23 protein-coding genes and 3 tRNA genes are annotated in these 26004 nt (G+C 47.7%); 14 read left to right on the top strand and 12 right to left on the bottom strand.

From position 1 onward, the window contains the following. Nucleotides 1-10: 10 nt before the first annotated feature. On the top strand, nt 11-343 hold the full coding sequence (locus I0P70_RS04705; RefSeq protein ID WP_196115011.1) for a phage holin family protein: 333 nt from the start codon (nt 11-13) through the stop codon (nt 341-343). 74 nt (nt 344-417) lie between these two features. Here I0P70_RS04705 and I0P70_RS04700 read toward each other — a convergent pair whose 3' ends face one another. After that, nucleotides 418-750, bottom strand: a complete 333-nt coding sequence (locus I0P70_RS04700; RefSeq protein WP_007658239.1) for a four-helix bundle copper-binding protein — start codon at nt 748-750, stop codon at nt 418-420. Nucleotides 751-919: 169 nt separating this feature from the next. Between I0P70_RS04700 and recQ the strand changes: the two genes are divergently transcribed. Then, entirely contained in the window at nt 920-3055 is a 2136-nt protein-coding gene (gene recQ, locus I0P70_RS04695; protein WP_196115010.1) for a DNA helicase RecQ, read from the top strand. 80 nt (nt 3056-3135) lie between these two features. Here the strand turns inward: recQ and I0P70_RS04690 are convergent, their stop codons facing one another. Continuing rightward, nucleotides 3136-4581, bottom strand: a complete 1446-nt coding sequence (locus I0P70_RS04690; RefSeq protein ID WP_230391982.1) for a S8 family serine peptidase — start codon at nt 4579-4581, stop codon at nt 3136-3138. Nucleotides 4582-5196: 615 nt separating this feature from the next. On the opposite strand from I0P70_RS04690, the gene I0P70_RS04685 reads away from it, so the two are divergent. Continuing rightward, nucleotides 5197-5970 (top strand): LexA family transcriptional regulator, encoded by a 774-nt coding sequence (locus tag I0P70_RS04685; protein WP_196115008.1) that lies wholly within the window; start codon nt 5197-5199, stop codon nt 5968-5970. 146 nt (nt 5971-6116) lie between these two features. Continuing rightward, nucleotides 6117-6836, top strand: a complete 720-nt coding sequence (locus I0P70_RS04680) for a pirin-like bicupin family protein (protein ID WP_196115007.1) — start codon at nt 6117-6119, stop codon at nt 6834-6836. A gap of 68 nt (nt 6837-6904) precedes the next feature. Here the strand turns inward: I0P70_RS04680 and rmuC are convergent, their stop codons facing one another. From rmuC to I0P70_RS04665, 3 genes are read right to left on the bottom strand one after another with little or no spacing between them, the layout of a single operon-like run. Then, nucleotides 6905-8236: a DNA recombination protein RmuC gene (gene rmuC, locus I0P70_RS04675; RefSeq protein WP_196115006.1), complete on the bottom strand. Its 1332-nt coding sequence runs from the start codon at nt 8234-8236 to the stop codon at nt 6905-6907. Between the two features lie 55 nt (nt 8237-8291). Further along, nucleotides 8292-8963 (bottom strand): HD domain-containing protein, encoded by a 672-nt coding sequence (locus tag I0P70_RS04670; protein ID WP_196115005.1) that lies wholly within the window; start codon nt 8961-8963, stop codon nt 8292-8294. 57 nt (nt 8964-9020) lie between these two features. Then, on the bottom strand, nt 9021-9494 hold the full coding sequence (locus I0P70_RS04665) for a hypothetical protein (RefSeq protein ID WP_196115004.1): 474 nt from the start codon (nt 9492-9494) through the stop codon (nt 9021-9023). A 123-nt stretch (nt 9495-9617) separates the two neighbouring features. On the opposite strand from I0P70_RS04665, the gene I0P70_RS04660 reads away from it, so the two are divergent. The 3 genes from I0P70_RS04660 to gmd all read left to right on the top strand — a co-directional run bounded on the left by I0P70_RS04660 (nt 9618) and on the right by gmd (nt 12854). Next, nucleotides 9618-10481, top strand: a complete 864-nt coding sequence (locus I0P70_RS04660; RefSeq protein WP_196115003.1) for a DUF481 domain-containing protein — start codon at nt 9618-9620, stop codon at nt 10479-10481. Between the two features lie 253 nt (nt 10482-10734). After that, nucleotides 10735-11688: a GDP-L-fucose synthase family protein gene (locus I0P70_RS04655; RefSeq protein ID WP_370583176.1), complete on the top strand. Its 954-nt coding sequence runs from the start codon at nt 10735-10737 to the stop codon at nt 11686-11688. Nucleotides 11689-11741: 53 nt separating this feature from the next. Further along, complete coding sequence (gene gmd, locus I0P70_RS04650) at nt 11742-12854, top strand: GDP-mannose 4,6-dehydratase (protein ID WP_196115001.1); 1113 nt, start codon at nt 11742-11744, stop codon at nt 12852-12854. A gap of 404 nt (nt 12855-13258) precedes the next feature. Here gmd and I0P70_RS04645 read toward each other — a convergent pair. The 3 genes from I0P70_RS04645 to I0P70_RS04635 form a co-directional block, all read right to left on the bottom strand. Further along, nucleotides 13259-13332: transfer RNA gene (locus I0P70_RS04645), tRNA-Asp, on the bottom strand. A 57-nt stretch (nt 13333-13389) separates the two neighbouring features. Further along, nucleotides 13390-13463: transfer RNA gene (locus I0P70_RS04640), tRNA-Asp, on the bottom strand. 60 nt (nt 13464-13523) lie between these two features. Next, nucleotides 13524-13597 (bottom strand) — tRNA-Asp (locus I0P70_RS04635). Nucleotides 13598-13820: 223 nt separating this feature from the next. Here I0P70_RS04635 and I0P70_RS04630 point away from each other — a divergent pair. The 6 genes from I0P70_RS04630 to I0P70_RS04605 all read left to right on the top strand — a co-directional run bounded on the left by I0P70_RS04630 (nt 13821) and on the right by I0P70_RS04605 (nt 18376). Beyond that, nucleotides 13821-14771, top strand: a complete 951-nt coding sequence (locus I0P70_RS04630) for an acetyl-CoA carboxylase carboxyltransferase subunit alpha (protein WP_196115000.1) — start codon at nt 13821-13823, stop codon at nt 14769-14771. A 199-nt stretch (nt 14772-14970) separates the two neighbouring features. After that, nucleotides 14971-15813 carry an MBL fold metallo-hydrolase gene (locus tag I0P70_RS04625; protein WP_196114999.1) on the top strand — a complete coding sequence of 281 codons (843 nt, stop codon included), beginning with the start codon at nt 14971-14973 and terminating at the stop codon, nt 15811-15813. Beyond that, a complete protein-coding gene (locus I0P70_RS04620; protein WP_196114998.1) occupies nt 15813-16583 on the top strand; it encodes a patatin-like phospholipase family protein in 771 nt (256 codons plus the stop codon). The genes I0P70_RS04625 and I0P70_RS04620 overlap by 1 nt, the downstream gene beginning before the upstream one ends. Nucleotides 16584-16815: 232 nt before the next feature. Further along, entirely contained in the window at nt 16816-17352 is a 537-nt protein-coding gene (locus tag I0P70_RS04615) for a hypothetical protein (RefSeq protein WP_196114997.1), read from the top strand. A 93-nt stretch (nt 17353-17445) separates the two neighbouring features. Then, a complete protein-coding gene (locus I0P70_RS04610) occupies nt 17446-17997 on the top strand; it encodes a 1-acyl-sn-glycerol-3-phosphate acyltransferase (protein WP_196114996.1) in 552 nt (183 codons plus the stop codon). Between the two features lie 25 nt (nt 17998-18022). Beyond that, entirely contained in the window at nt 18023-18376 is a 354-nt protein-coding gene (locus I0P70_RS04605) for an MmcQ/YjbR family DNA-binding protein (protein WP_196114995.1), read from the top strand. Between the two features lie 73 nt (nt 18377-18449). On the opposite strand, the gene smc is transcribed toward I0P70_RS04605, so the two are convergent. Then, entirely contained in the window at nt 18450-21992 is a 3543-nt protein-coding gene (gene smc, locus I0P70_RS04600) for a chromosome segregation protein SMC (RefSeq protein WP_196114994.1), read from the bottom strand. A gap of 141 nt (nt 21993-22133) precedes the next feature. On the opposite strand from smc, the gene I0P70_RS04595 reads away from it, so the two are divergent. Continuing rightward, complete coding sequence (locus I0P70_RS04595; RefSeq protein WP_196114993.1) at nt 22134-22682, top strand: hypothetical protein; 549 nt, start codon at nt 22134-22136, stop codon at nt 22680-22682. Nucleotides 22683-22771: 89 nt separating this feature from the next. Here the strand turns inward: I0P70_RS04595 and I0P70_RS04590 are convergent, their stop codons facing one another. The 3 genes from I0P70_RS04590 to pckA form a co-directional block, all read right to left on the bottom strand. Continuing rightward, nucleotides 22772-23437, bottom strand: coding sequence for a DUF4159 domain-containing protein (locus tag I0P70_RS04590; RefSeq protein WP_196114992.1), 666 nt, complete (start codon nt 23435-23437; stop codon nt 22772-22774). 18 nt (nt 23438-23455) lie between these two features. Beyond that, a complete protein-coding gene (locus I0P70_RS04585) occupies nt 23456-24172 on the bottom strand; it encodes a 16S rRNA (uracil(1498)-N(3))-methyltransferase (protein WP_007659294.1) in 717 nt (238 codons plus the stop codon). 137 nt (nt 24173-24309) lie between these two features. Next, nucleotides 24310-25926: a phosphoenolpyruvate carboxykinase (ATP) gene (gene pckA, locus I0P70_RS04580; protein ID WP_196114991.1), complete on the bottom strand. Its 1617-nt coding sequence runs from the start codon at nt 25924-25926 to the stop codon at nt 24310-24312. Between the last annotated feature and the right edge of the window lie 78 nt (nt 25927-26004).

The following is a 26004-nucleotide window of genomic DNA, read 5'->3' as shown; positions in this document are numbered from 1 at the left end:
TCGAAACAAAATGGGAATCATTATTAAGATTTTATTGACGGGTGTAGCCGCCCTTATTGGAGCCTATATTTTGCCTGGTGTGCAGATTGACGGTTTCGGGTCGGCTTTGATCCTGGCTGTAGTACTGGCCTTGCTCAACGCCGTTGTTCGTCCGATCCTGGTTATCCTGACGATACCTGTGACTGTGCTGACACTCGGTCTGTTCTTGCTGGTCATCAATGCGCTGATCATCCTGTTAGCTGATTCCCTTGTGGGTGGCTTTAATGTGGATGGTTTTCTCTGGGCCCTTGTCTTCAGTTTGGTGCTTTCACTGATTGAAGCGCTATTGGATATGATTTTCTAGCATCCGAACCTTGCAAAAACAGAAAAGCCCCTGGTGTAAATCAGGGGCTTTTCTGTTTTCATTGTTTTGATCGTTTACCGGGTCATCCAGGCTTCGCAGGCGTCCGCACACTCACGGCAGGCGTCCGCACATTTCTGGCAATGGTCATGGTCATGCTTGCGGCACTCCTCTTCGCATAGGCGACAAATCTCGATACACTCTTTCATAACGTGCTTGGCATGGGCCGAGTCGCGGGCTACAAAGCGTGCTGTGATGGTACAGATGTCTGCGCAGTCGCGGTCCAGCATGATGCAGCGCACCATCATTTTTACATTATCTTCCTGCAGACAGGCAGTTGCGCAGGCTTCACAGGCAGTGATACATTTTATGAGCACATGCTCTAATTCATTTGTTCTCTCTGATTTCATAGTTTACAGGTTATAAGGTTTATACTCTAATTAAAGTACGGCTGCATAAAGTCATTGTTTATTTATTGACTAAGCACCACCAAAACAGGAACCTATTTCACACCGATTATGGTTAACTTTGGGTTTAGTACAGCAATTCTATTTCGTATCGTTACACTTTCTACAGAGCATGAGTTTAGGTATAAGAGAAGCACGTGAGGCATTAAAACTGTATTTTGGCTATGAGCAGTTCAGGCCCATGCAGGAGCAGATCATCACGAATATTCTACAGCAGAAAGACGTAGTGGTGCTGATGCCGACCGGTGGCGGAAAATCTGTCTGTTATCAGGTGCCTGCCGTGGTGATGCCCGGTCTATGCGTAGTAGTTTCTCCCTTGATCGCCCTGATGAAAGACCAGGTGGAAGCGCTCCTGGCAAACGGTATACCTGCCGCATACCTGAACAGCTCCCAGACAGCAGATGAACAGTACCAGATTGAGGAGAAGAGCCTGGCAGGTCAGATCAAATTGCTGTATGTTTCTCCGGAAAAATTACTTTCCGCTGGCTTTTTCTCTTTCCTGAAACGGTTGCAGGTATCCCTTTTCGCTGTAGATGAGGCCCACTGTATCTCGGCTTGGGGACATGACTTCAGACCAGAGTATACCCAGCTTCGCGCCCTCAAGCAGCAGTTCCCTGCTGTACCTGTGGTAGCGCTGACTGCTACAGCTGATAAGCTGACCCAGAAAGACATCCAGGAGCAGCTCCAGCTACGACAGCCTGAAGTTTTTGTAGCTTCATTTGACCGGCCAAACATTAACCTCATGGTGCTGCCCGGCCAAAACAGATTCAATAAGATCACCGATTTCCTCTCACGCCGACATGGCCAGCCGGGCATTATCTATTGTCTGAGCCGAAAAGCGACTGAAAGCCTGGCAGGCAAGTTGCGCGAAAATGGCTACAACGCTACATTTTATCATGCCGGTATGAGTGCCCAGCAGCGTTCAAAAGCCCAGGAATCGTTTTTGCGTGACGATGTGCAGATCGTTTGCGCCACCATCGCATTCGGTATGGGGATTGACAAGTCGAATGTACGTTGGGTGATTCATTACAACTTGCCTAAAAATGTAGAAGGCTATTATCAGGAGATCGGACGTGCCGGTCGTGATGGTGCCAAATCGGATGCACTCCTGTTTTACAGTTTCGCTGATGTGATGAATTTGCGCACCATGCTGTCAGATAATGATAAGTCGCAGAATGAGCTGCAACTCGTTAAGCTGGAGCGTATGCAGCAGTTTGCTGAAGCCACCTTCTGTAGAAGACGAATTTTGCTGCAGTACTTCGGGGAGCAGATGAGCAAGGATTGTGGCAACTGCGATATTTGCCGTAATCCTCCCAGTCGATTTGACGGGACTTTAATTGCACAGAAAGCATTGTCAGCTATAGCGCGTTCACAGGAAAAGCTCAACATGAGCCTGCTGGTAGATGTATTGCGCGGCTCACGCAATAGCCAGGTAATGGCAGGCGGCTACGACCGCATCAAAACGTATGGTGCCGGACGTGACATTGGCACCCTGGACTGGCACCGTTATCTGCACCAAATGCTCAATGCAGGCTTGGTAGAGCTTGCCTATGACCAGAATTATACCTTGAAACTGACCGAGCAGAGCAGGCAGGTACTATTTGATGGACGCAAAATAGAACTGGTTAAGTTCGAGGACGCCAAGCAACAGACAGAAACCTTACAGAGAGAAAAACCGAAAAGAGAAATTATCAAGGATGCGCTGTTCGAGCGACTGCGTGCTTTGCGAAAGCGCCTGGCAGACGAGCAGAATGTGCCTCCTTACGTTGTATTTACAGATAGTACGCTGCAGGAAATGGCAGCAGAAAAGCCGGCGAATCGCATCGCAATGTTGGCGATCAGTGGGGTCGGAGCTCAGAAGTTTGAGCGCTACGGGCATAATTTTATCAATGAGATCATCGCCTTTCTGACAGAAGAGCAGGCAAAAGGCAGTGCAATCAAAGGGGCTACCCATTTAGTTACTTGGGAGGCTTATCAGCAGGGGCTAAGTCCAGAAGAGATTGCAAGACGACGTAATCTCAATCCTGTCACTATCTATTCGCACCTGGCTACTTTGCTGGAACAGGGTTACGATGTGCCTGTGCACGATTTTGTTTCAAAGCGAGAATACGAGTCTATCGTCGAAGCGATTGAGAGGCTTGGCAAAGATGCCAAACTGAAGGATTTGTATGAACACCTGGAGGAACGCTATGAGTACTTTAAGATTCGGCTTTCGCTAGCCATGCACAAAATGCAGTACGCCTGGTAGTTTTCAGGTATAGTCAACAAAAAGAAGGCCGTCCAAATCTGGACGGCCTTCTTTTTTATAGTAATAAGGAGTATGAATTATTACTCTACAGAAGCGATTGGATCTGGCCAGCTGTCTTTGTCACCGTTTACGATACCTTGTGAGAACACCTCGCCACGAAGCAACAGGATACCAGCCACGTGAGGCGCAGCATAGGAAGTGCCGCTTCCGACGCTACCGATACCACCACCAATGCGGGTAGATGTTACGCTTACACCAGGAGCTGTATAATCAACAGGTGCGCCATAGTTGGAGCTTGACCAGAAGTTCTGGTAACGGTCCATCGCAGACACTGTGTATACTCCCGGGGCATTCACACGGGCCGGAGAATTAACAGAGCAGTCTACAGCGCTATTGCCAGCTGCGATTGCAAACAGGATGCCTCTGCCAGCTGCAGTAGTAACGGCATTGTCAAGTGTGCTGGAGATGCCACTACCCAGGCTCATGTTTACCACATCACCAGGCTTGGCCATGTTGATCACATAGTTTACGGCACTGATGGCACGCGACACAGTGCCATATCCTGTGTTATCAAACACACGCAGAGCTACAACATTTGCATTTGCAGCTACGCCCACCATGCCAGTACCATTGTTTTTGGCGGCGATAATACCGGATACATACGTACCATGACCGAAGCCGTCTTCAATAGAAGCATCACCATAAATAAGTGACGTACTGCGCTGGAAGTCTACATTCAGATCAGGGTGATCGGTATCTATACCTGAGTCAATTACCCACACCGTTTTGCCAGTGCCGTCTCCGTAGCCATTCATGGCTATGTGCCAAGGCAGGGTCTCACCTGCAAGGGGAGTTATTTTAGCATATGGGCTGCTGATTGGCTGCTCAGGCTGTGGCTTTGGTTCTGGCTCTGTTGGAGTCGGCTCAGTCGGAGTTGGCTCTGTTGGAGTTGGTTCAGTAGGTGTCGGCTCAGTCGGAGCAGGTTCGGTAGGAGTTGGTTCTGACGGGGCTGGCTGGGTAGGTGCAGGCTCTGTGTTTTTATTCTTTCCATTGCCATTGCCATTACCATTGCCATTACCATTGCCATTACCATTGCCATTACCATTGCCATTACCATTACCATTGCCATTCGTCGTTGTTTTGTCGTCTTTCGTTTTGCCGTTGCCTTTCGTTGTCGTATTGTCAGTACCCGGCTTTGCAAGCATAATAATACGGTCTTGTTCAACGTAGGCTACTTCCTGGTTTTTGCGCAACTGATCTAACTGTTCTTTAGAGAGTCGGGCTGCAAAACCGTTTACATTTCCTTCAAAAGTTTGTTGTATAGCTTCACGCTCAATTCCTGCTGTAAGCAGCAGTCGTTCACGAAGGGCTACTGTTGCGGTGCGACCGGCTATGGTCATGGCACTTACACCGGTTGCGTTTAAGTTATTTCCTCCATTTTTAAATACTACAATGTACTGGCCAGGTATAGCCTGTCCATGTTGAGTATCGACCTGAACAGAATCAGTCTGAAACTGCTCTTCCATGAAGTCCTCTTTCTGACAGCTTGAGAGGGTGAATACGGATGCCAGAGCTAAACCTGACAACGCTTTTAATAGTGTAGAATTGTTCATCATATAAGATTGGTTGGATTGGGTAAATTATTGTATTAAAAATTTCACAATGCCTCGTAACAACGTGAGATTTTGAAAAGTTTAGTGATGCGATAAAATTGTAGAAATTTTATGTTATCGATGGATTTAATAGAGCGTAGTATTCCTGTCTACATTTTTAAATATGGATTCTTAAAGATGTGGACTATGTAATGAGCCCGGCAGGATGTGAAGGTTTAGTAGATTTTAATCATATAATATGCGTTTGGGTTTACTTTTCACGAAAGATAATTGGATAAAAAGTAAGTTTGCAAACTTTATAGCAAATAAATTTTAATAGGACTATTTGGAGTGTATATTAAATCGATTTAAATGATTATGTGTTACTATAATTGTACTTTACGGTTGTATATTAGTTTTTGCAAATATCACTGAAATTCATGACAATTATTTGCTAATAAAATTAGTATAATACGTATAAATTTAGTATGTTTACATGCCAGCACCCAGTGTGCTCTATTATTATCAGAACACGAACAAAGAAGAATAGTGGAAAAGGTAACATCGAATATAAGACACCTTCGGAAGCAGGCCGGCTATACCCAGGCACAGCTTGCCGAGAAATTAGAAATCAAGCGTTCGTTGGTGGGGGCGTATGAGGAGGGAAGGGCAGAGCCAAAACTAAGCACGCTGGTCAACGTTGCGCGTCTTTTTGAGGTTTCTCTTGATGAACTTATTACCGCTGACTTATCTGATCCGGCTTACAAACCTGAACCAGGTCAGGCCGGTGGTGGTAAACTGCGGGTATTAGCCATTACGGTAGATCAGGAAGATCGAGAAAATATAGAGTTGGTTCCTTATAAGGCAAGTGCCGGCTACCTGAACGGTTATGCCGATCCTGAGTTTATTGAGGAATTGCCTCGTTTCCGCCTTCCTACCTTGGGCAGCGGCGGGACTTACCGTGCCTTTGAGATCAGTGGTGACTCTATGCTGCCTCTGGCTTCAGGTACTGTCATTGTTGGCCGTTTTGTTGAGGACTGGAGTACGTTAAAGGATGGTACGCCCTGTATCATTGTCAGTGGCAAAGAGGGGGTCGTGTTCAAGCGGGTCTATAATAAAGTGAAAGAGGCTTCCACCTTGCGCCTGCACTCCGATAATCCGCTCTACTCTCCTTACGAGTTGCCAGTTGATGATGTAGTGGAGATCTGGGAAGCCAAATCTTATATCAGCTCTACTTTCCCGATTGCTGACATTTCACTTGACAAGCTATCATCCATTGTGCTTGATCTCCAGAAGGAGATGCTTAAACTGAAGAAAGCTTAATGCTTTAACAGCACTTTAAGGTATTGTATAAACAGCGCATCCTGCTTCTGATAGGGCAGGATGCGCTGTTTTAGCGCTGTTTTATGCGACCAGTTAACTACAAACGCCATTATCCGTAAAGGCATAGCATAAAACAAAAGCGCGATATGATACGATTAATTACCGCTTCCCAAAGATATGAGGCCCAGGTGGAGGGCTGGCTCCGTTCCCACTATCTCTTCTCTTTTGCAGATTATTATGATCCTGAAAACATGGAGTTCGGTCCACTGCGCGTCTTTAATGATGATTACGTAAGTCCACGCTCGGGTTTTCCTACCCATCCTCATTCTGAATTAGAGATTGTGACCATTGTACTGTCAGGAGATCTGAGTCACAAGGACAACATCGGAAATGAGACAACGGTGTCTCCGGGCCAGGTACAGCGGATGACGGCTGGCACTGGTGTGAGCCATTCTGAAACAAACGATACAGATGATGAAATCCACCTGCTTCAGCTATGGTTTATGCCAAACAAGCGAGGGCTTGCACCATCCTATGAAGTGATGGATGTAGGGTTTCTGAAGGCAAAGGACGAGCTTATACCTTTGGTAACGGGTCAGAAGGTGCTGGAAGATGTCACTTACATTAACTCCAATTCCACGGTTTACTATGGCAGCGTATCGCAGGGAGAAGAAATAACTTTCAGAACATTCAAGATTCGTAGAACACTGATCTATGTACTAACAGGAAGTCTGCTCGTTAATAATGTCGAAGCTGACAGCCATGACCAGATCAGACTTGATGAGCAGGAGGTGATTGCCATCCGGGGGACTGCAGATGCCACTTTTATCCTGGTGGATGTTCCTGCTCTTGAGGCGAATTACTAATAGATCTCATTATCAATAAAGCGGTGGGCAGGTCATCTATATTGACCTGCCCACCGCTTTATTGATTTTTATTCATTGTCATCACCTGGTGTAGCAATGGCTTCCTGCAGGAGGTGCTCGTCCAGGTGTTTACTTGTCTTGGCTCCTAATTCCCGCAATATCTCCACTCTGCGAATCAGGTTGCCTTTACCTTCGGTTAATTTGTTCATGGCTCCGTTATAGGCACTTTGGCTTTGTTCCAGGTGGCGTCCGACCGTTTTGAGATCTTCCACAAAACCCACAAACTTATCATAGAGCTTCCCGCTTTCCTCTGCAATCTTCAGCACGTTTCTTTTCTGGTCCTCCTGCCGCCATACACCAGCCACCGTGCGCAAAGTGGCCAGTAGGGTAGAGGTGGTTACCAGTACAATGTTTTTGTCAAATGCGTCGGTAAAAATATTTTGGTCGTGCTGCAGTGCCAGGTTAAAAGCCGGCTCAATGGGAATGTACATCAGCACAAAGTCCGGAGAGTTTATGCCGCTCAGGCGGTGGTAGTTTTTGCGGCCAAGATCAGTGTAGTGTGTCCGGATAGAACTGATGTGACTGCGCAGGTATGTCTCCAACTGCGCCTCGTCATCACAACTGCAGTAGGCTTCATAAGCCACCAGCGAAAGCTTGGAGTCGATCACCAGGTGCTTGGAGTCAGGCAAACGTACGATCACATCTGGCCGGTATACCTTCAGCTCGTCATTCTGCCGCACCTCTTCACGCTCGTAGTGCACGCCCTTGCGTAAGCCGGATTTCTCAAGGAGGCTTTCCAGCAGGTATTCGCCCCAGTTGCCCTGTGTTTTACTTTCGCCTTTCAGGGCTTTTGTCAGATTGAGCGCATCCTGGCTCATTTGCTGATTCAGGGCCGACAACTGATTGATCTGTTCTTTCAGCGAAATGCTATCCTTCAGTGTTTTCTCATAGGTAAGATCTACTTTAGCCTCAAACTCACGGATGCGTTCTTTAAGTGGTGTAAGGATCCGTTCGAGGTTTTCAGAAGAAGCCTTATTGAAATGCTCGGCATTGGTCATGAGCACCTGGTTAGAGATATGCTGGAACTGCTGCAGGAATTTTTCTCGCAATTGCTCCAGTTCCCTGGCCTGCTCATGCATGCGCTGGTGCAGGTGTTCGTAGTCTGTTTCCGTCTTGGTCAGCGCATTGGTCAGCTCAATTGTTTCTGTCTGGGCTTCTCGCAGCTGGTTTTTCAGGACTTCCGCTTCCTGTGCCTGGTGCCGGGCCTGGCCCTCCAAAACGCCCTGCGCTACCACTGCCTGATTAAACTTATCTTGCAGTGCACTTATCTTGCCCTTCATAGCCAGATACGCTACAACGAGCCCAGCCAGAAATGCCGCTATACCTACCAATATCTCCATACAGTAAAGGTATGTTTTTTTAGCATTTCAAACCAGATGCTAACCTTTTTAGTTTTCAGGAGCCTTCCAGATGATCGGTAGCATTCCACTCTGCATAAAATTGGGCCAGGAAATCCTCCATATAGCGGTGGCGCTTTTCAGCCATTTCGCGGGCAGTAGGGGTGTGCATACGGTCTTTGAGTAGCAGCAGCTTTTCGTAGAAATGGTTGATGGTGGGTGCTGTGTTTGATTTATAGGCTTCAAAATTATCGTGAAGCACAGGGACTATGGCTGGGTTGTACAGTTCGCGCCCTTTATGACCGCCGTATGCAAAGGTGCGGGCTATACCTATAGCGCCAATGGCATCGAGCCGGTCTGCATCCTGCACGATACGGCCTTCCAGGGTAGGCATTTCTGAAGAGGTACCGGCTCCTTTATAAGACAGGCCACTGACAATGGCACAGATCTCGGCAATCAGTTCTTCTTTTACCTGCATCTTCTCAAGCCATTCCCGTACCATGCGCGGCCCTACGGTGTGGTCGCCGTTATGAAACTTATGATCGCCTATGTCGTGCAGCAGTGCCGCCAGCTCTACTTTAAAGGTATCGGCTCCTTTTTCCTGTGAGGCAATGTAGAGAGCGTTTTTCCATACCCGGTAGATATGCCACCAATCGTGGCCGGAGCCTTCGCCTTCCAGTTGTTCTCTTACATAGTTTGCGGTTGCGTCGATTATGGCTTGTTGCTGCATGGTATAAGGTATATTTCCCAAAACTGCGAAATATCCTGCAAAGGCACAACGGCGGTTCTATACCTTTACACCTGACGCAGCTTCAGCGGTTATGCCTTGTATGGACGGTACTGGTAGCAAATCCAGCTCGAGCAGTTCAGCCCAGGTGTTCAGGTATAGCACCACATCGTCTCGCTGGTTGTGTTTTAAGCAGCGTCTGTCAGGCGGCAGCATCTCGATAACTTTGGCATCGGAGAGTCGCTCCAGGTGAGCCAGGTCATCTTTGGTGAACCCCCAGGAGAGCATTTGGTCGATGATCTCATCCATAGGAAGGCCACTTTGAGGGCAGTAGTCCCGCAGCTGTTCGCTCCAGTCGCCATGTCGCCACATGGCTGCTCCATGTATGTAACCCTTTTCAAGTTGGGTAATGGTTTGGGCCAGTTGACCGCAATTGCAGCTGCCCATATGGCCCCATTGGTAGTTGGCGCCTTGTGCCAGTCGGTTGGCTGTCTGACGAATAGCTGCCACCAGTTGTGCTGAACTTCTTGCCATATGCTTTATGCTTAAAGGTGAACGTGTTAGGGAGGTATCATCTCCTTCTATTATAAAACGGCAGATGCTCCAAATGTTATGAATGTTAGCCTGATTTTCATAGCTCCCCCGGGCTTTATACCTTTGCAGCTATACCTTCTCACTTGCAAGTCAATCATCATGCGTACTATACCTGCCATATTTTTTATTCTGTTGCTCTCTCTCTTCTATACTACTCCAGAAGTGGATGCCCAGATTCTAAATATTGAGCGTTCGAGGGTAGAGCGTGATACGGCTGATTTTCTGACAGGCAAGGCAGGGCTTAACTTTTCGATGTTCAACCGCAATGCGGGTCGTAACAATCCTAACAACTTTCTGCAGCTGACTTTCAACGGGGATCTGGCTTATATTTCCAAAAAGCATACTTACCTGCTGCTCAACTATTATAACTACCTGCTGGTAAACTATGACTCACGCGAATTGCGCAACACCGTAGCCAGCAATGGTTACTCCCATTTCAGAGTGAATCTGTTTAGTCGCCGCAAGATGTCTTATGAGCTTTTTACCCAATACCAGACGGACCTGGCCCGTGGACTGGAGCGGCGTATTCTGACAGGCGGGGGTTTGCGCTGGCTACTTTATCGCACTGACAATACTTCCTGGTTTGCGGGCACAGGGTTGATGCACGAGCACGAAAGCTGGAAAGATCCGGAGCAGGAAGGTGTAACCCGTGTGGCGGATTTGCTCAAGTCGACTAATTACATTAGTCTGCGCTCCAAATTATCAGAGCATGTGGAGACAAATAACATAGCCTATTTTCAGACAGGTTATGATGATGATATCCGCCGGTTCCGTAACCGCATCAGCGGTGATCTAGGACTGACCGTGCGGTTGGTCGGACGTGTATCGATGCGCACCAACTTCAACTTCACCTACGAGGACAGACCCATTGTTCCTGTTACAAAATTTATCTACGCCATCACGAATGGACTGCAGGTTGATTTTTAGCAATCAGCCTGTTCATAACAGTAAGTGCAGTATTTGCACCGCTCATTCCTACGTTTATATCAATCTTTTTTAATATTATTTGCATTGAGTTAAACAATGCAGTCAACTTTGGCGTAAGCTGCGTCATGGGATATGTTTTACGAGTAAGTGCCTGTTGTGCATTTAAGTAATTTTCCCGCAATCAGAACGCACAATTCTGATTCGTGACGTTAAACAATATAACTGGTAAGTCCAGCGTGCTTCTACTGCACACATTTGTACTTTTTTATCGATGGAAAAAACTTCTAAAATCTACATTGCTGGCCACCGGGGCATGGTAGGCTCTGCCATTCTGCGCCGTTTGGAGGCCGATGGGTATACAAACATCATTACAAGAACCTCTTCTGAACTGGACCTGCGCAACCAGCAGGCCGTGCAGGAGTTTTTTGAGAACGAGCAGCTGGACTACGTGTTTCTGGCCGCAGCCAAGGTAGGGGGCATTCATGCTAACAACACCTTCCGGGCAGAGTTCCTGTATGACAACCTGATGATCGAGGCCAACATCATCCACGCCGCACACCTGAGCGGGGTGAAGAAGTTGATGTTCCTGGGATCTTCCTGCATTTACCCGAAAATGGCCCCGCAGCCCCTTAAGGAAGAATACCTGCTCACCGGACCGCTGGAGCAGACAAACGAGCCCTACGCCATTGCCAAAATAGCGGGCATCAAGCTTTGCGAATCCTACCGCGACCAGTACGACAGCAATTTTATCAGCGTGATGCCGACCAACCTTTACGGCTATAACGACAACTATGATCTTCAAAATTCGCATGTGCTGCCGGCCCTGATCCGAAAAATACATGAGGCCAAAGACAACGGCGCACCCACTGTTACCGTATGGGGTACGGGCAGTCCGAAACGCGAGTTCCTGTTTGCCGATGATCTGGCAGCCGCCTGTGTATACCTGATGGACAATTACAACGGTCGCGAGCTAGTGAATATCGGCACGGGGGAAGATATCTCCATCAAGGATCTCGCGCTGCTGATCAAAGAGGTGATTGGCTATGAAGGCGAGCTGGAGTTTGATACGTCGAAGCCGGATGGTACGCCACGCAAGCTGATGGATGTGGGCAAACTGCACAGCCTTGGTTTCAAACACAAAATTGAACTGCGCGAAGGTATAGCATTGGCCTATGCCGATTTCAAAGAAAAATACGTGACTGCTTAGTCATACCTTATATACAACCATAAAAAGAGAATTACATTAAACAAGTATATCACATGAAGACAGCCCTTATCACTGGCGTAACCGGACAGGACGGTGCCTACTTAGCGGAGCTTTTACTGAGCAAAGGATATAAAGTACACGGTGTGAAGCGCCGTAGCTCGATGTTCAACACAGAGCGCATCGACCACCTCTACCAGGACCCACACGAGAAGAACATCAACTTCAAGCTCCACTACGGTGACCTGACCGACTCCACTAACCTGATCCGTATCATCCAAGAGACGCAGCCGGACGAGATCTACAACCTGGCGGCCATGAGCCACGTGAAGGTGAGCTTTGACACACCAGAATATACGGCCAATGCTGATGGCTTGGGCACACTACGCATACTCGAAGCAATCCGCATCCTGGGGCTGACGAAGAAAACGAAGGTATACCAGGCTTCCACTTCAGAACTTTACGGTCTGGTGCAGGCTGTGCCACAGACGGAGACCACGCCATTCTACCCGCGCTCTCCTTATGCGGTAGCCAAGCTTTACGCTTACTGGATCACGGTGAACTATCGCGAAGCTTATGGCATGTTTGCCTGCAACGGCATCCTCTTCAACCACGAATCACCACTGAGAGGTGAAACGTTCGTGACGCGCAAGATCACCCGCGCCGCCGCCCGTATAGCGATGGGTCTGCAGGACGGCTTATACCTGGGTAACCTTGACGCCAAGCGTGACTGGGGCCATGCCAAGGACTACGTAGAGGCCATGTGGCGCATCCTGCAGCAGGACGAGCCGGAGGACTTCGTGATCGCCACTGGCGTGACCACTACTGTGCGTGACTTTGTGAAGATGTCATTTGCCGAGGTGGGCATCGAAATCGAGTTTAAGGGCGAAGGCGTGGACGAGAAGGGTTACGTGGCCGCCTGCAACAATCCGGAGTACCAGATCGAGATCGGCAAAGAGGTGGTATGCGTAGATCCGAACTACTTCCGTCCGACGGAGGTGGAGCTGTTGATCGGTGATGCGACCAAGTCGAAGGAGAAGCTGGGCTGGACGCCGAAGTACGACCTGCCTGCACTGGTGAAAGACATGATGCAGAACGACATCGAGCTCTTCAAGCGTGATACCTATCTGATGGAAGGCGGTCACCGCATCCTAAACTACCACGAGTAATACAGTATTATAGCACTCAAAGAAAAAGGCAGTTCCGTATAACGGGGCTGCCTTTTTTGTTTTTCTGGCGTTATAACTTATTTATTTTATAAAAGAAATTAATTCAGCTTCGAGGCTAATCTATAAGCTGAGCTATTAGATGCTCCTATGTAGTGAGAAGGCGTCTCATGGTATAGTAAGTATAAACTCAAATTGGCTTAGTTTGTCATCTCGAATGAAATGAGGGATGTGGAATATCTCATTTCTCTCGCAACACCATATTTCTCCAAAAAGTCGAAAAAACAGTGGTAATCTTGAGTTAATCCCGCTGGGGCACGATTTATTTGAACCTACATAGGTATAGTTAATAGAAGGGGAAAGGCGTATAAACGCAAAAAGCCCTCGCTTTCACAAGAGCTTTTAAGCGGTCTGGACGGGACTCGAACCCGCGACCTCCGCCGTGACAGGGCGGCATTCTAACCAACTGAACTACCAGACCAATAAATTGAAAAATCAGAATCATCTACTCTGAATAATAAACCGCAGTTTAAATCTGCGGTCCGGACGGGACTCGAACCCGCGACCTCCGCCGTGACAGGGCGGCATTCTAACCAACTGAACTACCGGACCAAACTCTTTAAGGGGTAAAGCCTACTGCTTTACTTGTGTTAACCGCAGGGGTTTAAGCTGCGGTCTGGACGGGACTCGAACCCGCGACCTCCGCCGTGACAGGGCGGCATTCTAACCAACTGAACTACCAGACCAAATGTATTTCGATAACGCTATCCGTTAAAGTGTCACAAATGTAGAGGGTAAATTTTGATTCTGCAAGTGTAGGTACACATTTTGGCGCTATATTTTTGCCTTAAAAACGTAACTTGCTCAAAACCAAATATACTTTTTTTGTAATAGACGATAATTTTCGAAGATTGGCAATTCCGTAACTGTAATCTATTAAATTTGTGCTTCAATCAGCAATGAGGAATTATGCTTTTGGATTTTGAACAACCTATAGCGGCCCTGGAGGGCAAACTGCAGGAAATGAAAAAACTGGCCAGCGAAAGCCAGGTAGACGTTTCGGAAGCAGTCAAAGCGCTTGAAGAAAAGATAAAGACGCTTAAGAAAGAGACCTATGCCAACCTGACCCGTTGGCAGCGTGTCCAGCTTTCCCGCCACCCGGACAGGCCCTATACCCTGGATTACATTGCCGGTTTAACATCTAAATTCGTGGAGTTGCACGGTGATCGTACCGTAAGCGACGACAAAGCCATGGTAGGTGGGTTTGGTGAAGTAGATGGACGCAGCGTTATGTTTATCGGTCAGCAGAAAGGCCGTAACACGAAGCAGCGCCAGATGCGCAACTTTGGTATGGCAAACCCGGAAGGATATCGCAAGGCGCTTCGGTTGATGAAAATGGCTGAGAAGTTTGGCCGTCCGATTGTTACTTTCATCGATACACCGGGTGCATTTCCGGGTTTGGAGGCTGAAGAACGTGGACAGGGCGAGGCGATTGCCCGCAACCTGAAAGAGATGTTCATGCTGAAAGTGCCGGTGATTTGTATCATTATAGGAGAGGGCGCCTCTGGTGGTGCACTGGGCATAGCAATCGGTGACCGTGTCATGATGCTCGAGAACACCTGGTACTCTGTAATATCGCCTGAGTCTTGCTCCTCTATACTCTGGCGCAGCTGGAACTACAAAGAGCAGGCTGCCGAAGCGCTGAAACTGACAGCTACCGACATGCTGCAGCACAAGCTGATTGACGGTATTATCAAGGAACCGCTAGGTGGAGCGCACACAGAACCAGACAAAATGATGCGTACCCTCAAGAAGGAGATCTGCAAAATGCTGGATGAGTTGGACGGTATAGCCCCTGAAGACCGCATCATGCAGCGCATCGAAAAGTTCTCCTCAATGGGCGTGGTTCTGGAAAGCTGATAATGAATTCTAGATTTTGAGGATTCCTGAACATCGGATTCTCACATAGCAAATATATAAGAGGTGGCAGCCTGCAGAGGTTTTGCCACCTCTTTTTGTTTTGGTAACTTTAGGCAGATGACAGTAACCATTCGTAAATACCCCAGTAAAAAGTGGTGCTTGCTATGCTAACTCCTAAACATTCTAACACAATAGAATTATGAAACTACACGTGATCGATACAGGATTTTTTAAGCTGGACGGAGGTGCCATGTTTGGCGTAGTGCCCAAATCTCTGTGGCAGCGTACTAATCCTGCCGATGAAAATAATTTATGTACCTGGACAATGCGCTGTCTGTTAATCGAGGACGGAGACCGTCTCATCCTGATCGACAATGGCATTGGTGATAAGCAGGATGCAAAGTTCTATAGTCACTACTACCTGCACGGTGACGCCACACTCGAAAAGTCCCTCCATGCTGCCGGCTTTTCCCACAGCGATATAACCGATGTTTTTCTGTCGCACCTGCATTTTGATCATTGCGGCGGTGGCGTGAAATATAAAAACAACGACGGGGCCCTGGAACTGGTATTCCCGAATGCCACCTACTGGTCTAATGTCGATCATTGGAAATGGGCAATAGAGCCGAATGCCCGTGAGAAAGCGTCTTTTTTGAAAGAAAACATATTGCCTATGCAGGAGAGCGGGCATTTACAGTTCGTAGACCCTAACAAACCATCGCCTTTCCCGCAGTTCGATATATTTTATGCTGACGGCCATACCGATAAAATGATGGTGCCGATCATCTCTTATAAAGGCCGTAAAGTGGCTTTCATGGCTGATCTGCTGCCCTCGACTGGGCATATTCCACTGCCTTATGTCATGGGTTACGACACACGCCCTCTTCTGACACTGGATGAGAAAGCCCGGTTTCTTAACATGGCAGCCGACGAGAACTTCGTGTTATACCTGGAGCATGACGCCGTGAATGAATGCTGCACTGTGCAACACACTGAAAAAGGTGTGAGGCTTGATACAACTTTTTCACTGAGCGAATTTTAATGAAGCGTGTAGGGCTGGCACTTTCGGGAGGCGCTGCCAGGGGCATTGCCCATTTGGGTGTACTCAAGGCTTTTGACGAATTAGGTATAAAGCCAACCATACTTTCAGGAGTGAGTTCTGGCGCTATAGTGGGCGTGTTCTATGCGGCCGGCTATAGCCCCGATGACACACTGCGTCTCATCAAGGAGCTGCGCATCTATCGCATCATGCGGCTGGCCATTGGGCAGGTGGGCATCTTGCACCTAGATGAAGTTGAAAAGCTCTACCACCGCTACCTGGGTGATCAGGCCACTTTCGAGGATTTGGCTATCCCTATCATTATAGGGGCAACAGATATGCATGCCGGTGTAACCGTTAATTTTTCGAGTGGAAACCTGATCAAGCCCCTGATCGCCTCTTCAGCAGTGCCTGTCCTATACAGACCGGTACAGTACGAGGGGATGTTGCTCAATGACGGCGGTTTGCTGGACAATCTGCCTTTGCAAGCCCTGACAGGAAAGTGTGATTTTAAAATAGGTGTGCACAGCAATCCCCTCAATCACGATGTACGCATTACCAGCCTTCGGAGCATGGTTGAGCGGACGGCTCACCTTGCGATAAATAACAACGTGCAACTACGACGCCATCTCTGTGATTATTTCATTGAACCACCCGCGCTAAAGCATTACAGATTAATGAGTTTCAGTAAAGCGGATGAGCTTTTTGAGATCGGCTATACCTACACGATGAGCATTAAAAAAGAGTTATTGCAGGTAACTATTTCGACCTAGCGGAGTAAGCAGAAAAAACATTTCTTTATCTGATGTTATTCTGTTAATATTAAAAGATAATTTTTAATCTATTTTTAGTGTTGATCGTAAAATCCTGCATATACAACCCCACTCTACTATGCTACAACGTACCTTTATCCTTATTGTAGCCCTACTTTTTATTACTGTTTTTTCGCTTAGGGCCCAGGAAAATGAGAGTTCACTTATAAGAGCTAAAATAAAACATGGCTCTTTGTTGTTAGGCGGTAACCTTCAAGGGAGTTACAAGGTTACCTCCAGTGAACTAAACAATACTGGACAGGAAGTTACTGGTCGCCGGATAGATTTTAACCTGCGAAGTAAGAACGGCTATTTTGTGCGGGAAGACTTAGCTGTTGGCCTCGATCTGAGTGTACTGCACCAGAGTAACAAGATCACTGATGCGACTGATAGTGATCGGGAGCCAAGTAGAGAAACTTTTGTTTTGGCTGGTCCTTTTATCCGATACTACATGCTTAACGGTGTCTTTGGTGAGGTGACCATGCTGGCGGGGCTGAATAATTTTAATGATGTAAACCGCAAGTACAAAGCATTGGAGGGCGGAGTAGGCCTCGGGTATGCATTTTTCATTAACAAGCAATTTTCCCTGGAGCCGGTGCTTTCTGTTCGTTACTTCCGCAAAGTAGACAGAGACGGAAGAGCTTATACCGAATTAGGCCCTATGATTGGCTTTGGTTTGCAGGCTTACTTACTGCGCCAGAAATCACATGTGATTAAACGCGCCCTCTAAGATTCTGTTTTTACTGAGAATACACTATATTTGAAATGCTAATCCATTTGCTCGGCTTGAGTCATGGATTAGCATTTTTTTATAGCCTATTATATGTTAGCAAAAGCAATCTCTAAACTCCTCTTCAAAATTGCAGGCTGGAAACTAAACGGGAACCTGGCTCCAGACCAACGCCGTTGCGTGATGGTAGCCGCACCTCATACCAGTAACTGGGATTTCATTTACGCCCGTGCCGCATTTTACATGATGGAGGCTCCCATCCGTTTTACGATCAAAAAGGAATTCATGAAATTCCCATTTGGCGGTCTTCTCAAATCGATGGGCGCTTTGCCTATTGACCGTTCGAAGAACACGCGTATGGTAGATGCCATGATCAAGATCATTAAGGAGACACCTGGTGATATGTGTGTGCTCGTAACACCGGAAGGCACCCGCAAATACCAACCGCGTTGGCGCTTAGGTTTTTACCATGTTGCAGTAGGTGCCGGTGTGCCAATTGTGCTAGGCTATGTCGATTATGCAAAGAAGGAAGCAGGTATAGGACCGTCCATTTACCCTACGGGGGATATAGAAGCAGATCTAGAGAAGATCAAGGCTTTTTACCGAACCAAGCAGGGTAAATTCCCTGAAAATGGTGTGCTGTGATGTGTTGCTTTAAGCTAAATTTCATATGAACATAGAAAATCTAAGAACCTTTTGTCTGGACCTGAAAGGTGTAACGGAAGATGTGAAGTGGGGAAATGACCTATGCTTTCTGGTTGGTGGCAAAATGTTTTGTGTCACGAACCTCGAAGGCGCTCCGAGTGTGTCTTTCAAAGTAACTGATGCAGAATTTGATGAACTTTCGACTTCTGTAGGTATAATCCCGGCCCCCTACATGGCCCGTAACAAGTGGGTGCAGATACAGTCATGGGAGAGACTTAGTGTGCAAGAGTGGGAAAATTATGTTAAACAATCGTATGAACTGGTGAAATTAAAACTCACAAAGAAGTTGCAAAAAGAGATAGACGCTAAACAGCAATAGTTTCAGTCCATTTATAAAGCAGAAGAGCCGCTGGTAATCAGCGGCTCTTCTGTTATGAGTAGGTATGGATTTGTTATGCAATCTGTCTTAAGTCTACAGGTATAACGCGTGATATACCTGCCTCGATCATGGTGATGCCATACATCACGTCAGTCGATGCCATGGTGCGCTTATTGTGTGTTACTACAATAAACTGCGACTCGTTGGAGAAGGTGCGGATGATGTTGTTGAACTTGTCAATGTTCGCATCATCCAGCGGTGCATCTACCTCGTCGAAGATACAGAACGGTGCCGGCTTGAGCAGGTAGATCGCGAATAGGAGTGAGATGGCTGTCAACGTCTTCTCACCACCTGACAACTGATTGATAGTCAGAGGTCGCTTGCCTTTAGGCTGTGCCATGATCTCAATGCGCGAGTCCAGCGGGTTCTTTGGATCTGTAAGCACCAGATCACAGTTATCTTCTTCCGTAAACAGGCTGCGGAATACCCGGATAAAGTTCTGCTTGATCTCGTTGAATGAAGACAGGAACTTCTCTTTCGCTACGGTATCGATCTCGTTTATAGTATCAATCAACGCATTTTTGGCGTTCACAAGGTCGTCACGTTGCTCTGTGATAAATCTGTTTCGCTCCTCGATCTCGACATAGGCCTCTGCTGCCATAGCATTCACAGGCCCCATTCTGTCAAGCGACGACTTGATTTCAGAGATGTTCTTGTTCAATTCCTCGTTGCTCAATTGGAACAAGCCATCGTGTTCCAATTCAGGTATAGGCTGCTCCAACTCTGCTGTGGCAATATTGAATTCAGCTCCCAAACGCTCCTGCACCGATACAAGCTTGATGCGCGTATCGTTTATGGTCTGCTGCATGCGCATCAAAAGTTCGTCTGCGTTCTGACGCTTGCGTTGTAGCTCCCGTATAGTCTTATCCTTCTCATCCAACTCACCGCGCAAGTTGAAATATTTTTTCTCTACGGCATCCAGTTCGTAACCAAACTCACGGCGGGCTTCCACCATGGTCTGCACCAGTGCCTCGTTCTCTTCAATGAAGTCCATTGCTTCAACCGTTTCTTCTTCGGATTTTTGGAGCTCCTGGCGTAGGCCGGCTATGCGCTCCTGGTTGGTCTCCACAGTTTTCTGCTTGTAGCTGATTTCCTGCTGTAGTGATCCGAAGCGGTTTTTGAGCTGGTGGAACTGGATGTTCTCCTGGTTGTACATACCTGAGATCACCGTGATTTGCTCTTGCTGCTGGTTGATCTGCGAGTTAAGCACTGCCAATTGCTCCTCCAACTGCTTTAGTTCCTGCATGTCTTCCTCCGCTTGGGGCGAAACCTGCTGGCTTTGTACATAGAGATCATCAAGACGCTGCTGCAGTTCCTGCTGTTTTTGGTCGAAGTTTTTGCGGTTCTGCTGGTGCTGCTCGTTTTTGATGCGAACTGTGAGCAGGTCCTGTTGTAGTTTGGCAACTTCTTTTTCGAGCTGCTTAATCGCATCTTTCTGAGACTCGCTGCGGTAGTTAAGCAGGATCTGCTGTTGTGCGTTGATACGGCTCTGCATCAATTCCACTTCCTGCTGCAGTTGCTCGAGTTCTTCGGCCAGCTGCTCCAGGTTTTGCTTGCGGCCTAAGCGACTGCCGTCAAACAAGCCTACCGAACCACCTGACAAGCTCAATGGCTTCTTGATGGCAGACCCGTCTTTCAGAATGATCGTACGGTAATCCTCTGCTGAGAAGTCCTCTTCGGATTCGTCACTGATATATACATTGCGCAGCATGTACTTGAGCAGGCTGCTGTACTTCTTATCAGCTTTCGTCACTTCAAAAGCTGCTTTCAAATCACCGTCGCTAAAGGTAGCGGTTGGCTCCAGTTCTTCGATCTCAGATAGGATAATGAAGTTTGCACGGCCTTTATTATGCTGCTTGAGCAGTGCGATTGCTTCCACAGCATCCTGCAGCTCATCAACCACAAAGAAGTTCATGTAAGGCTCCAGGTAACTTTCGATAAGCGACTTGTACTCAGGCTCACATACGATGATATCAGATAGGAGAGGGGCAGGCTTATTCCAGTCGTCAGACTGGGCCAGATACTTGATCGCCTCTGGAAAACCTTCCATGTTCTCGACCAGCGATTTGGTCAGATTGTACTGGTTCTGACGAGCGTCACGCTTTCTGTTCAGCGCTACCAGCTGCTCTTTCAACCCCTCAATGTCAGTTTCTGTTTTCTCTATGTTCTGAAGTAGCGATTCTTCTCTGGCCTGTAGACTCACCAGGGTAGAGGTCTTTTCCTCTAGTTCAGCCTGCGCCTCTTGTAGTTGCTCCTGCAGCACGGCTGCGTCTTCTTCAGCAGTAAGTTGTTGTTGACGAAGCTGCTCTAGGTCCTGGGTCAGATTCTGGATCTGTACCTGGCTGATCTCAAGCGATTTGTTCAGTTGGAATACTGCATTCTGCTTGCTGCGCTGTTCCAGCGTCAGTTCCTGAAATGCCTCCTGCAGACTTAGCTTCTGTTCATTGGCCTCCTGCAATTGCTCTTTTAAGACATTTACCTGCTCTTCAGCACCTGCAAAGCTGTCCTGTACCTGTATCAGTTCATCGCGCAGCTCCACAATGCTTTCCTGTGTATGCTCCAGGTTGGCAGTATCCTGACTAATCTGTTGGCGCAGCTGCGTCATGCGCTCTTTCAGGAAATTGCTGCGTTCTGATTTTAACTTTATATCATTTTCCAGCTGGCGCAGTTTAGCAGTCTGAACCTGCATGGTCTTCTGCATTTCGGCCAGTTGCTCCTGTGTCAGGTTCAGTTCCGCTTTCTGGTCGGCTATGGCGTCTTCAGCTTCTGTTACAGCTAGCACATAACCCTCTTTCAATTCCGTCTCGCGCTGCACATCCTGGTCCAGGCGCTCCAGCGTTTGCTGGTACTGGTTGATGTTGCGGCGGGCATACTCCAGACTGAATTTCTTATAGTCATCCTTTAGCTGGAAGTACTTAATGGCCTGTTTTGCCTGACGTTCCAGCGTTTTCATGTTCTTGCCAATCTCGAACAGCACGTCTTCCACACGCTCGAGGTCAGCGTCAGTTTCTTCCAGCTTTTTCAGCGTCTGCTTCTTGCGAACACGGAACTTAGAGATACCGGCGGCTTCCTCGAACAACAAACGGCGGGAGTTCTCCTTATCGTTCAGGATCTCGTCCACCATCTTGAGTTCGATGATGGCATAGCTGTCGGATCCTATACCTGTGTCGAGGAAGAGCTCGTTGATATCCTTTAGACGGCAGGTCACTCCGTTGAGCATGTACTCGCTGTCGCCGTTGCGGTAGTACTTGCGGGTAACAGTTACCTGGGAGTACTCAGTAGGGAGGATGCCTTTATTGTTGTCGAAAGTGATGGACACTTCGGCCATCTGCACAGGCTTGCGGGTTTTGGAGCCGTTGAAGATGACGTTCTCCATCTTGTCGGAGCGCAGGTTACGCGTCTTCTGCTCTCCTAACACCCAACGTATGGCATCGACAATGTTGGACTTGCCGCAGCCATTTGGGCCAACTATACCTGTGATACCTTCATCAAAATTAATGACGACACGGTCGCCAAAGCTCTTGAATCCTTTAATTTCTAATCTTGATACTTGCATTCGCGTCAGCGGAATCTATTCAAACCAAACTCAAAAATAAGACTAATTTGTTTACCATGACGCAAGGGAACAGTATAAATATGCAGGAAGTATGCAGACGGAATACATTATTTCTGCTATATTTGATAAGAGACTGACAGCATGGAAGATTTTAAACTGATCCTATACATACTGGCCATTGTGGCTTATTTCATCTACACGGCCTGGCGCAAAGCCTTCAACACGCCGGACGATGATGGCAGGCCGCCTGCACCCCAGGAACGACCGCCACAGGAGCGTCAAGCCCCTCGGCCCATGCCTACAGCACAAACACAGCCCCGTCAGCAGCGCCCATCAGCTCCTGCTACTTCGTTTGAGGATATTCTGCGGGAGATGCAGAGCAAAATGGAGCGTGCCAATGAGCAGAACAGAGCTCCTGTAGAGAAGCCGAAGCCAGTGCCGCAGCCGGTTTTGCAGCCCACTGCCAGGGAACAGAAGCCACCGCGTGCATTATCATTGGAAAATCCGGAGCAAGCCCGGCTTTACAACCAGCAGAGGAAGGAGCGCATTGCAGCCGCAGATGCCTTGTATGAAGCCAAGAAGCAGGAGCGGATGGCTGTACCTAATGTGTATGCTCAACTGTTGCACAATCCGCAGTCCGTTCGTCAGGCGTTTATTCTTTCTGAGATATTTAATAGGAAGCAGTACTAGTGCTTCCTTAAGCTATAAAGTAGGAATGTAATTCCGCATACTACTTAGTAAGATTAAACTGAGTAGAAAGATTATACCTATATGATTTCTTACAAGTACTGTGTGAGGGCATAAGCCAGAATGTTGGCTCCCATCTGAAGTGCTTCCTGTCTTTTATTTTCTGGATCGTTGTGCACTTCAGCATCCTCCCAGCCGTTTCCTAAGTCTGTTTCATAGCTGTAAAAGCACACTAACCTGCCTTTATGGATGATACCGAAGCCCTGTGGCGGCTTGTTGTCATGTTCGTGTATCTTCGGCAAGCCATTCTTGAAGACATATTTCTGGCTGTAGATCGGGTGGTCAAAAGGTAGCTCTACGAACTCGTACTCAGGAAACACCTTCTTCATTTCTTTGCGGATGTACTGGTCCAGCCCATAATTGTCATCGATGTGCAGGAAGCCTCCGCTTGTCAGGTAGTTGCGCAGGTTCTGCGCCTCGGCATCAGAGAACACCACATTACCATGTCCTGTCATGTGCACAAAGGGATAACTGAAAAGCTCCGGACTCCCGACCTCTACTATACCTTCCTCCGGGGCGATGTTCATGTTTAGATTCTGATTGCAGAACCTGATCAGGTTTGGCAAGGAGGTTTTGTTCGCATACCAGTCTCCGCCGCCGTTATACTTGAGCTTGGCTATCTTAAAGCTGTACTTTTGCTGTGCGCCCAGTGAGCCACAAAGCAGGACAAGGTATAGGAAGAGGAGGGTGCGCTTCATGTATCGATTTTCTTTAATTTATAACGGGGCGTAAATATCATGTAGTACGTGCAAAGTATGGCAAGCGACCAAGGCGGCCGTCTCGGTCCTCAACCTGCTCTGACCCAGCGTAACAGGCCTTATACCTAGATCATAGGCAGCCTTTATTTCCTTAGGCGAGAAGTCTCCTTCCGGGCCGATTAGTATACAATGCTGTCTGTCTGGCCTGTAGTAGTCCCTGATCGATTTGGTAGCATCGTCTTCCAGGTGCGCTATAAAGGTATCTTCCGGTATGCAGGATTTGATAAAATGCTGGTATGGCGTTAGTTCATTCAATAAGGGAAGGTACCCTTTCTGGGACTGCTTCATAGCACTGACCGCTATTTTCTCAATGCGATCTAATCGGAGTTGTTTACGCTCTGAATGCTCACATTCCAGAAAGGTAATGGCGCTAACACCGATCTCTACGGCTTTCTCTACAAACCACTCGATCCGGTCCATGTTTTTGGTAGGTGCCACGGCGATGTGCACGTAGTAGGGGAGTTTGCCATACTCGAGCTGCTTGTCTATTATTTGCAGCTGACAGCGCTTCTGGTGCGCATCCTGAATAATGGCCGTATACATGCCGCCTCGTCCGTCTACCAGGTATACCGTATCCCCCTGATGAAGCCGCAGCACACGCGTGCAATGCTTTGATTCATCCTCAGCCAAGGTATAAATTTCGGAATTGATGTCAGGGGTATAGAATAAGTGCACAGTAGTTTCAGTTGGTTTCGATGCCAGATAAAGGTATACGAATGTAGGTAATTTTATAACAAGGAAACAGCTCCTATTTCATAAAAAAAGCCTTTCCGCTTAAAGCAGAAAGGCTTTTTTTATCTTGTTTAGACGAACTAGTCGATCGATACTTCTACCTGAGGCGCACCGGCCATGATGTCTTCGCTCGCAAAGTCAGCGTACTTGCTGAAGTTTTTCACAAACTTAGCAGCAAGGTCTGTTGCCTTGGCATCATACTGCTCTTTGTTAGCCCAGGTATTGCGAGGATTCAATACTTCGTCTGGAACATTAGGGCAGGTATTCGGCATTTCAACGCCAAATACAGGATGCTTCGTGTACTCCACGTTTTCCAGCTCACCGTTAAGAGCAGCCGTGATCATAGCACGTGTATAAGGCAGTTTCATGCGCGAGCCAACACCGTAAGGACCACCAGTCCAGCCAGTGTTCACGAGCCATACGTTCACATTGTTCTCGTTCATTTTCTGGCCCAGCATCTCGGCATACTTTGTTGGGTGCAGCGGCAGGAAGGCTGCGCCAAAGCAGGCGGAGAAAGTAGTTTGTGGCTCCGTCACGCCAACCTCAGTACCGGCCACCTTGGCAGTGTAACCAGATATGAAGTGGTACATAGCCTGGCTAGTGTTCAGTTTAGAGATCGGAGGCAGTACACCGAAAGCATCAGCTGTCAGGAAGAAAATATTCTTTGGAATATCAGCTCTTGATGGCTCGATCGCATTGTCAATGTGGTGGATCGGGTAAGCTGTACGCGTGTTCTCTGTTACAGAGTTGTTCGTATAGTCAACAGTGCGCGTGTTTTCTATGAAGCGCGTGTTCTCCACGATAGCGCCAAACTTGATGGCATCCCAGATCTGTGGCTCTTTCTCACGCGTCAGGTCGATTACTTTGGCGTAGCAACCACCTTCAAAGTTGAATACACTGTCTGTTGTCCAGCCGTGCTCGTCGTCACCGATCAGACCACGGTTCGGGTCAGCTGACAGTGTTGTCTTACCTGTACCTGACAGACCGAAGAAAATTGCCGTGTCACCGTCTTTGCCCACGTTGGCAGAGCAGTGCATCGATAATGTATTCTTCTCTTCAGGCAGGATATAGTTCAGCACGCCGAAGATACCTTTCTTCATTTCACCTGCGTAGCCAGTACCACCGATCAGGATGATATTGCGGGTAAAGTTGATGATGGCGAAGTTAGACTGGCGTGTGCCATCTACTTCCGGGTCAGCCTCAAACTCAGGGGCACAGATGATCGTGAAGTTTGGATTGTGGTCTTTAAGCTCTTCTTTCTCCAACCGCAGGAACATATTGTTGCAGAAGAGGTTATGCCATGCTTGTGTGTTTACAATGCGCAGGTTCAGACGGTAGTCAGGGTGAGCACCGGCATAAGCATCGCGCACATAAAGTCGACGATCCTTCAGGAAGTCGATCATTTTGTCGTAGAGTCTGTCGAACTTCTCAGGATCGAACGCAATGTTGATGTCGCCCCACCAAACGGTGTTTTCGGTTTTGGCGTCTTTTACCACAAAGCGGTCCTTAGGAGAACGACCTGTGAATTTGCCTGTGTCACACATCAGGGCGCCAGTGTCAGTGAGTACGCCTTCGCCATTTTTCAGAGCCTCTTCCACTAGCTCGGCAGGAGTGAGGTTCCAAAGCACTTCTTTAGCTTCTTTGATGCCCAGGCTCTCCAGACCTACTGTACCTGATTTAATACCAGATTCTTTCATTTGAAAATAAAGGGTTTTAAGTGAACTGTTTGTTTCACAACGGTGCTACAAAAATATAAAATATTAGATATTAAAATA

The sequence above is a fragment of the Pontibacter sp. FD36 genome (assembly GCF_015686655.1).
In the GTDB taxonomy this organism is placed as follows: Bacteria; Bacteroidota; Bacteroidia; order Cytophagales; family Hymenobacteraceae; genus Pontibacter.
This window is presented reverse-complemented; position numbering and strand designations above follow the sequence as displayed.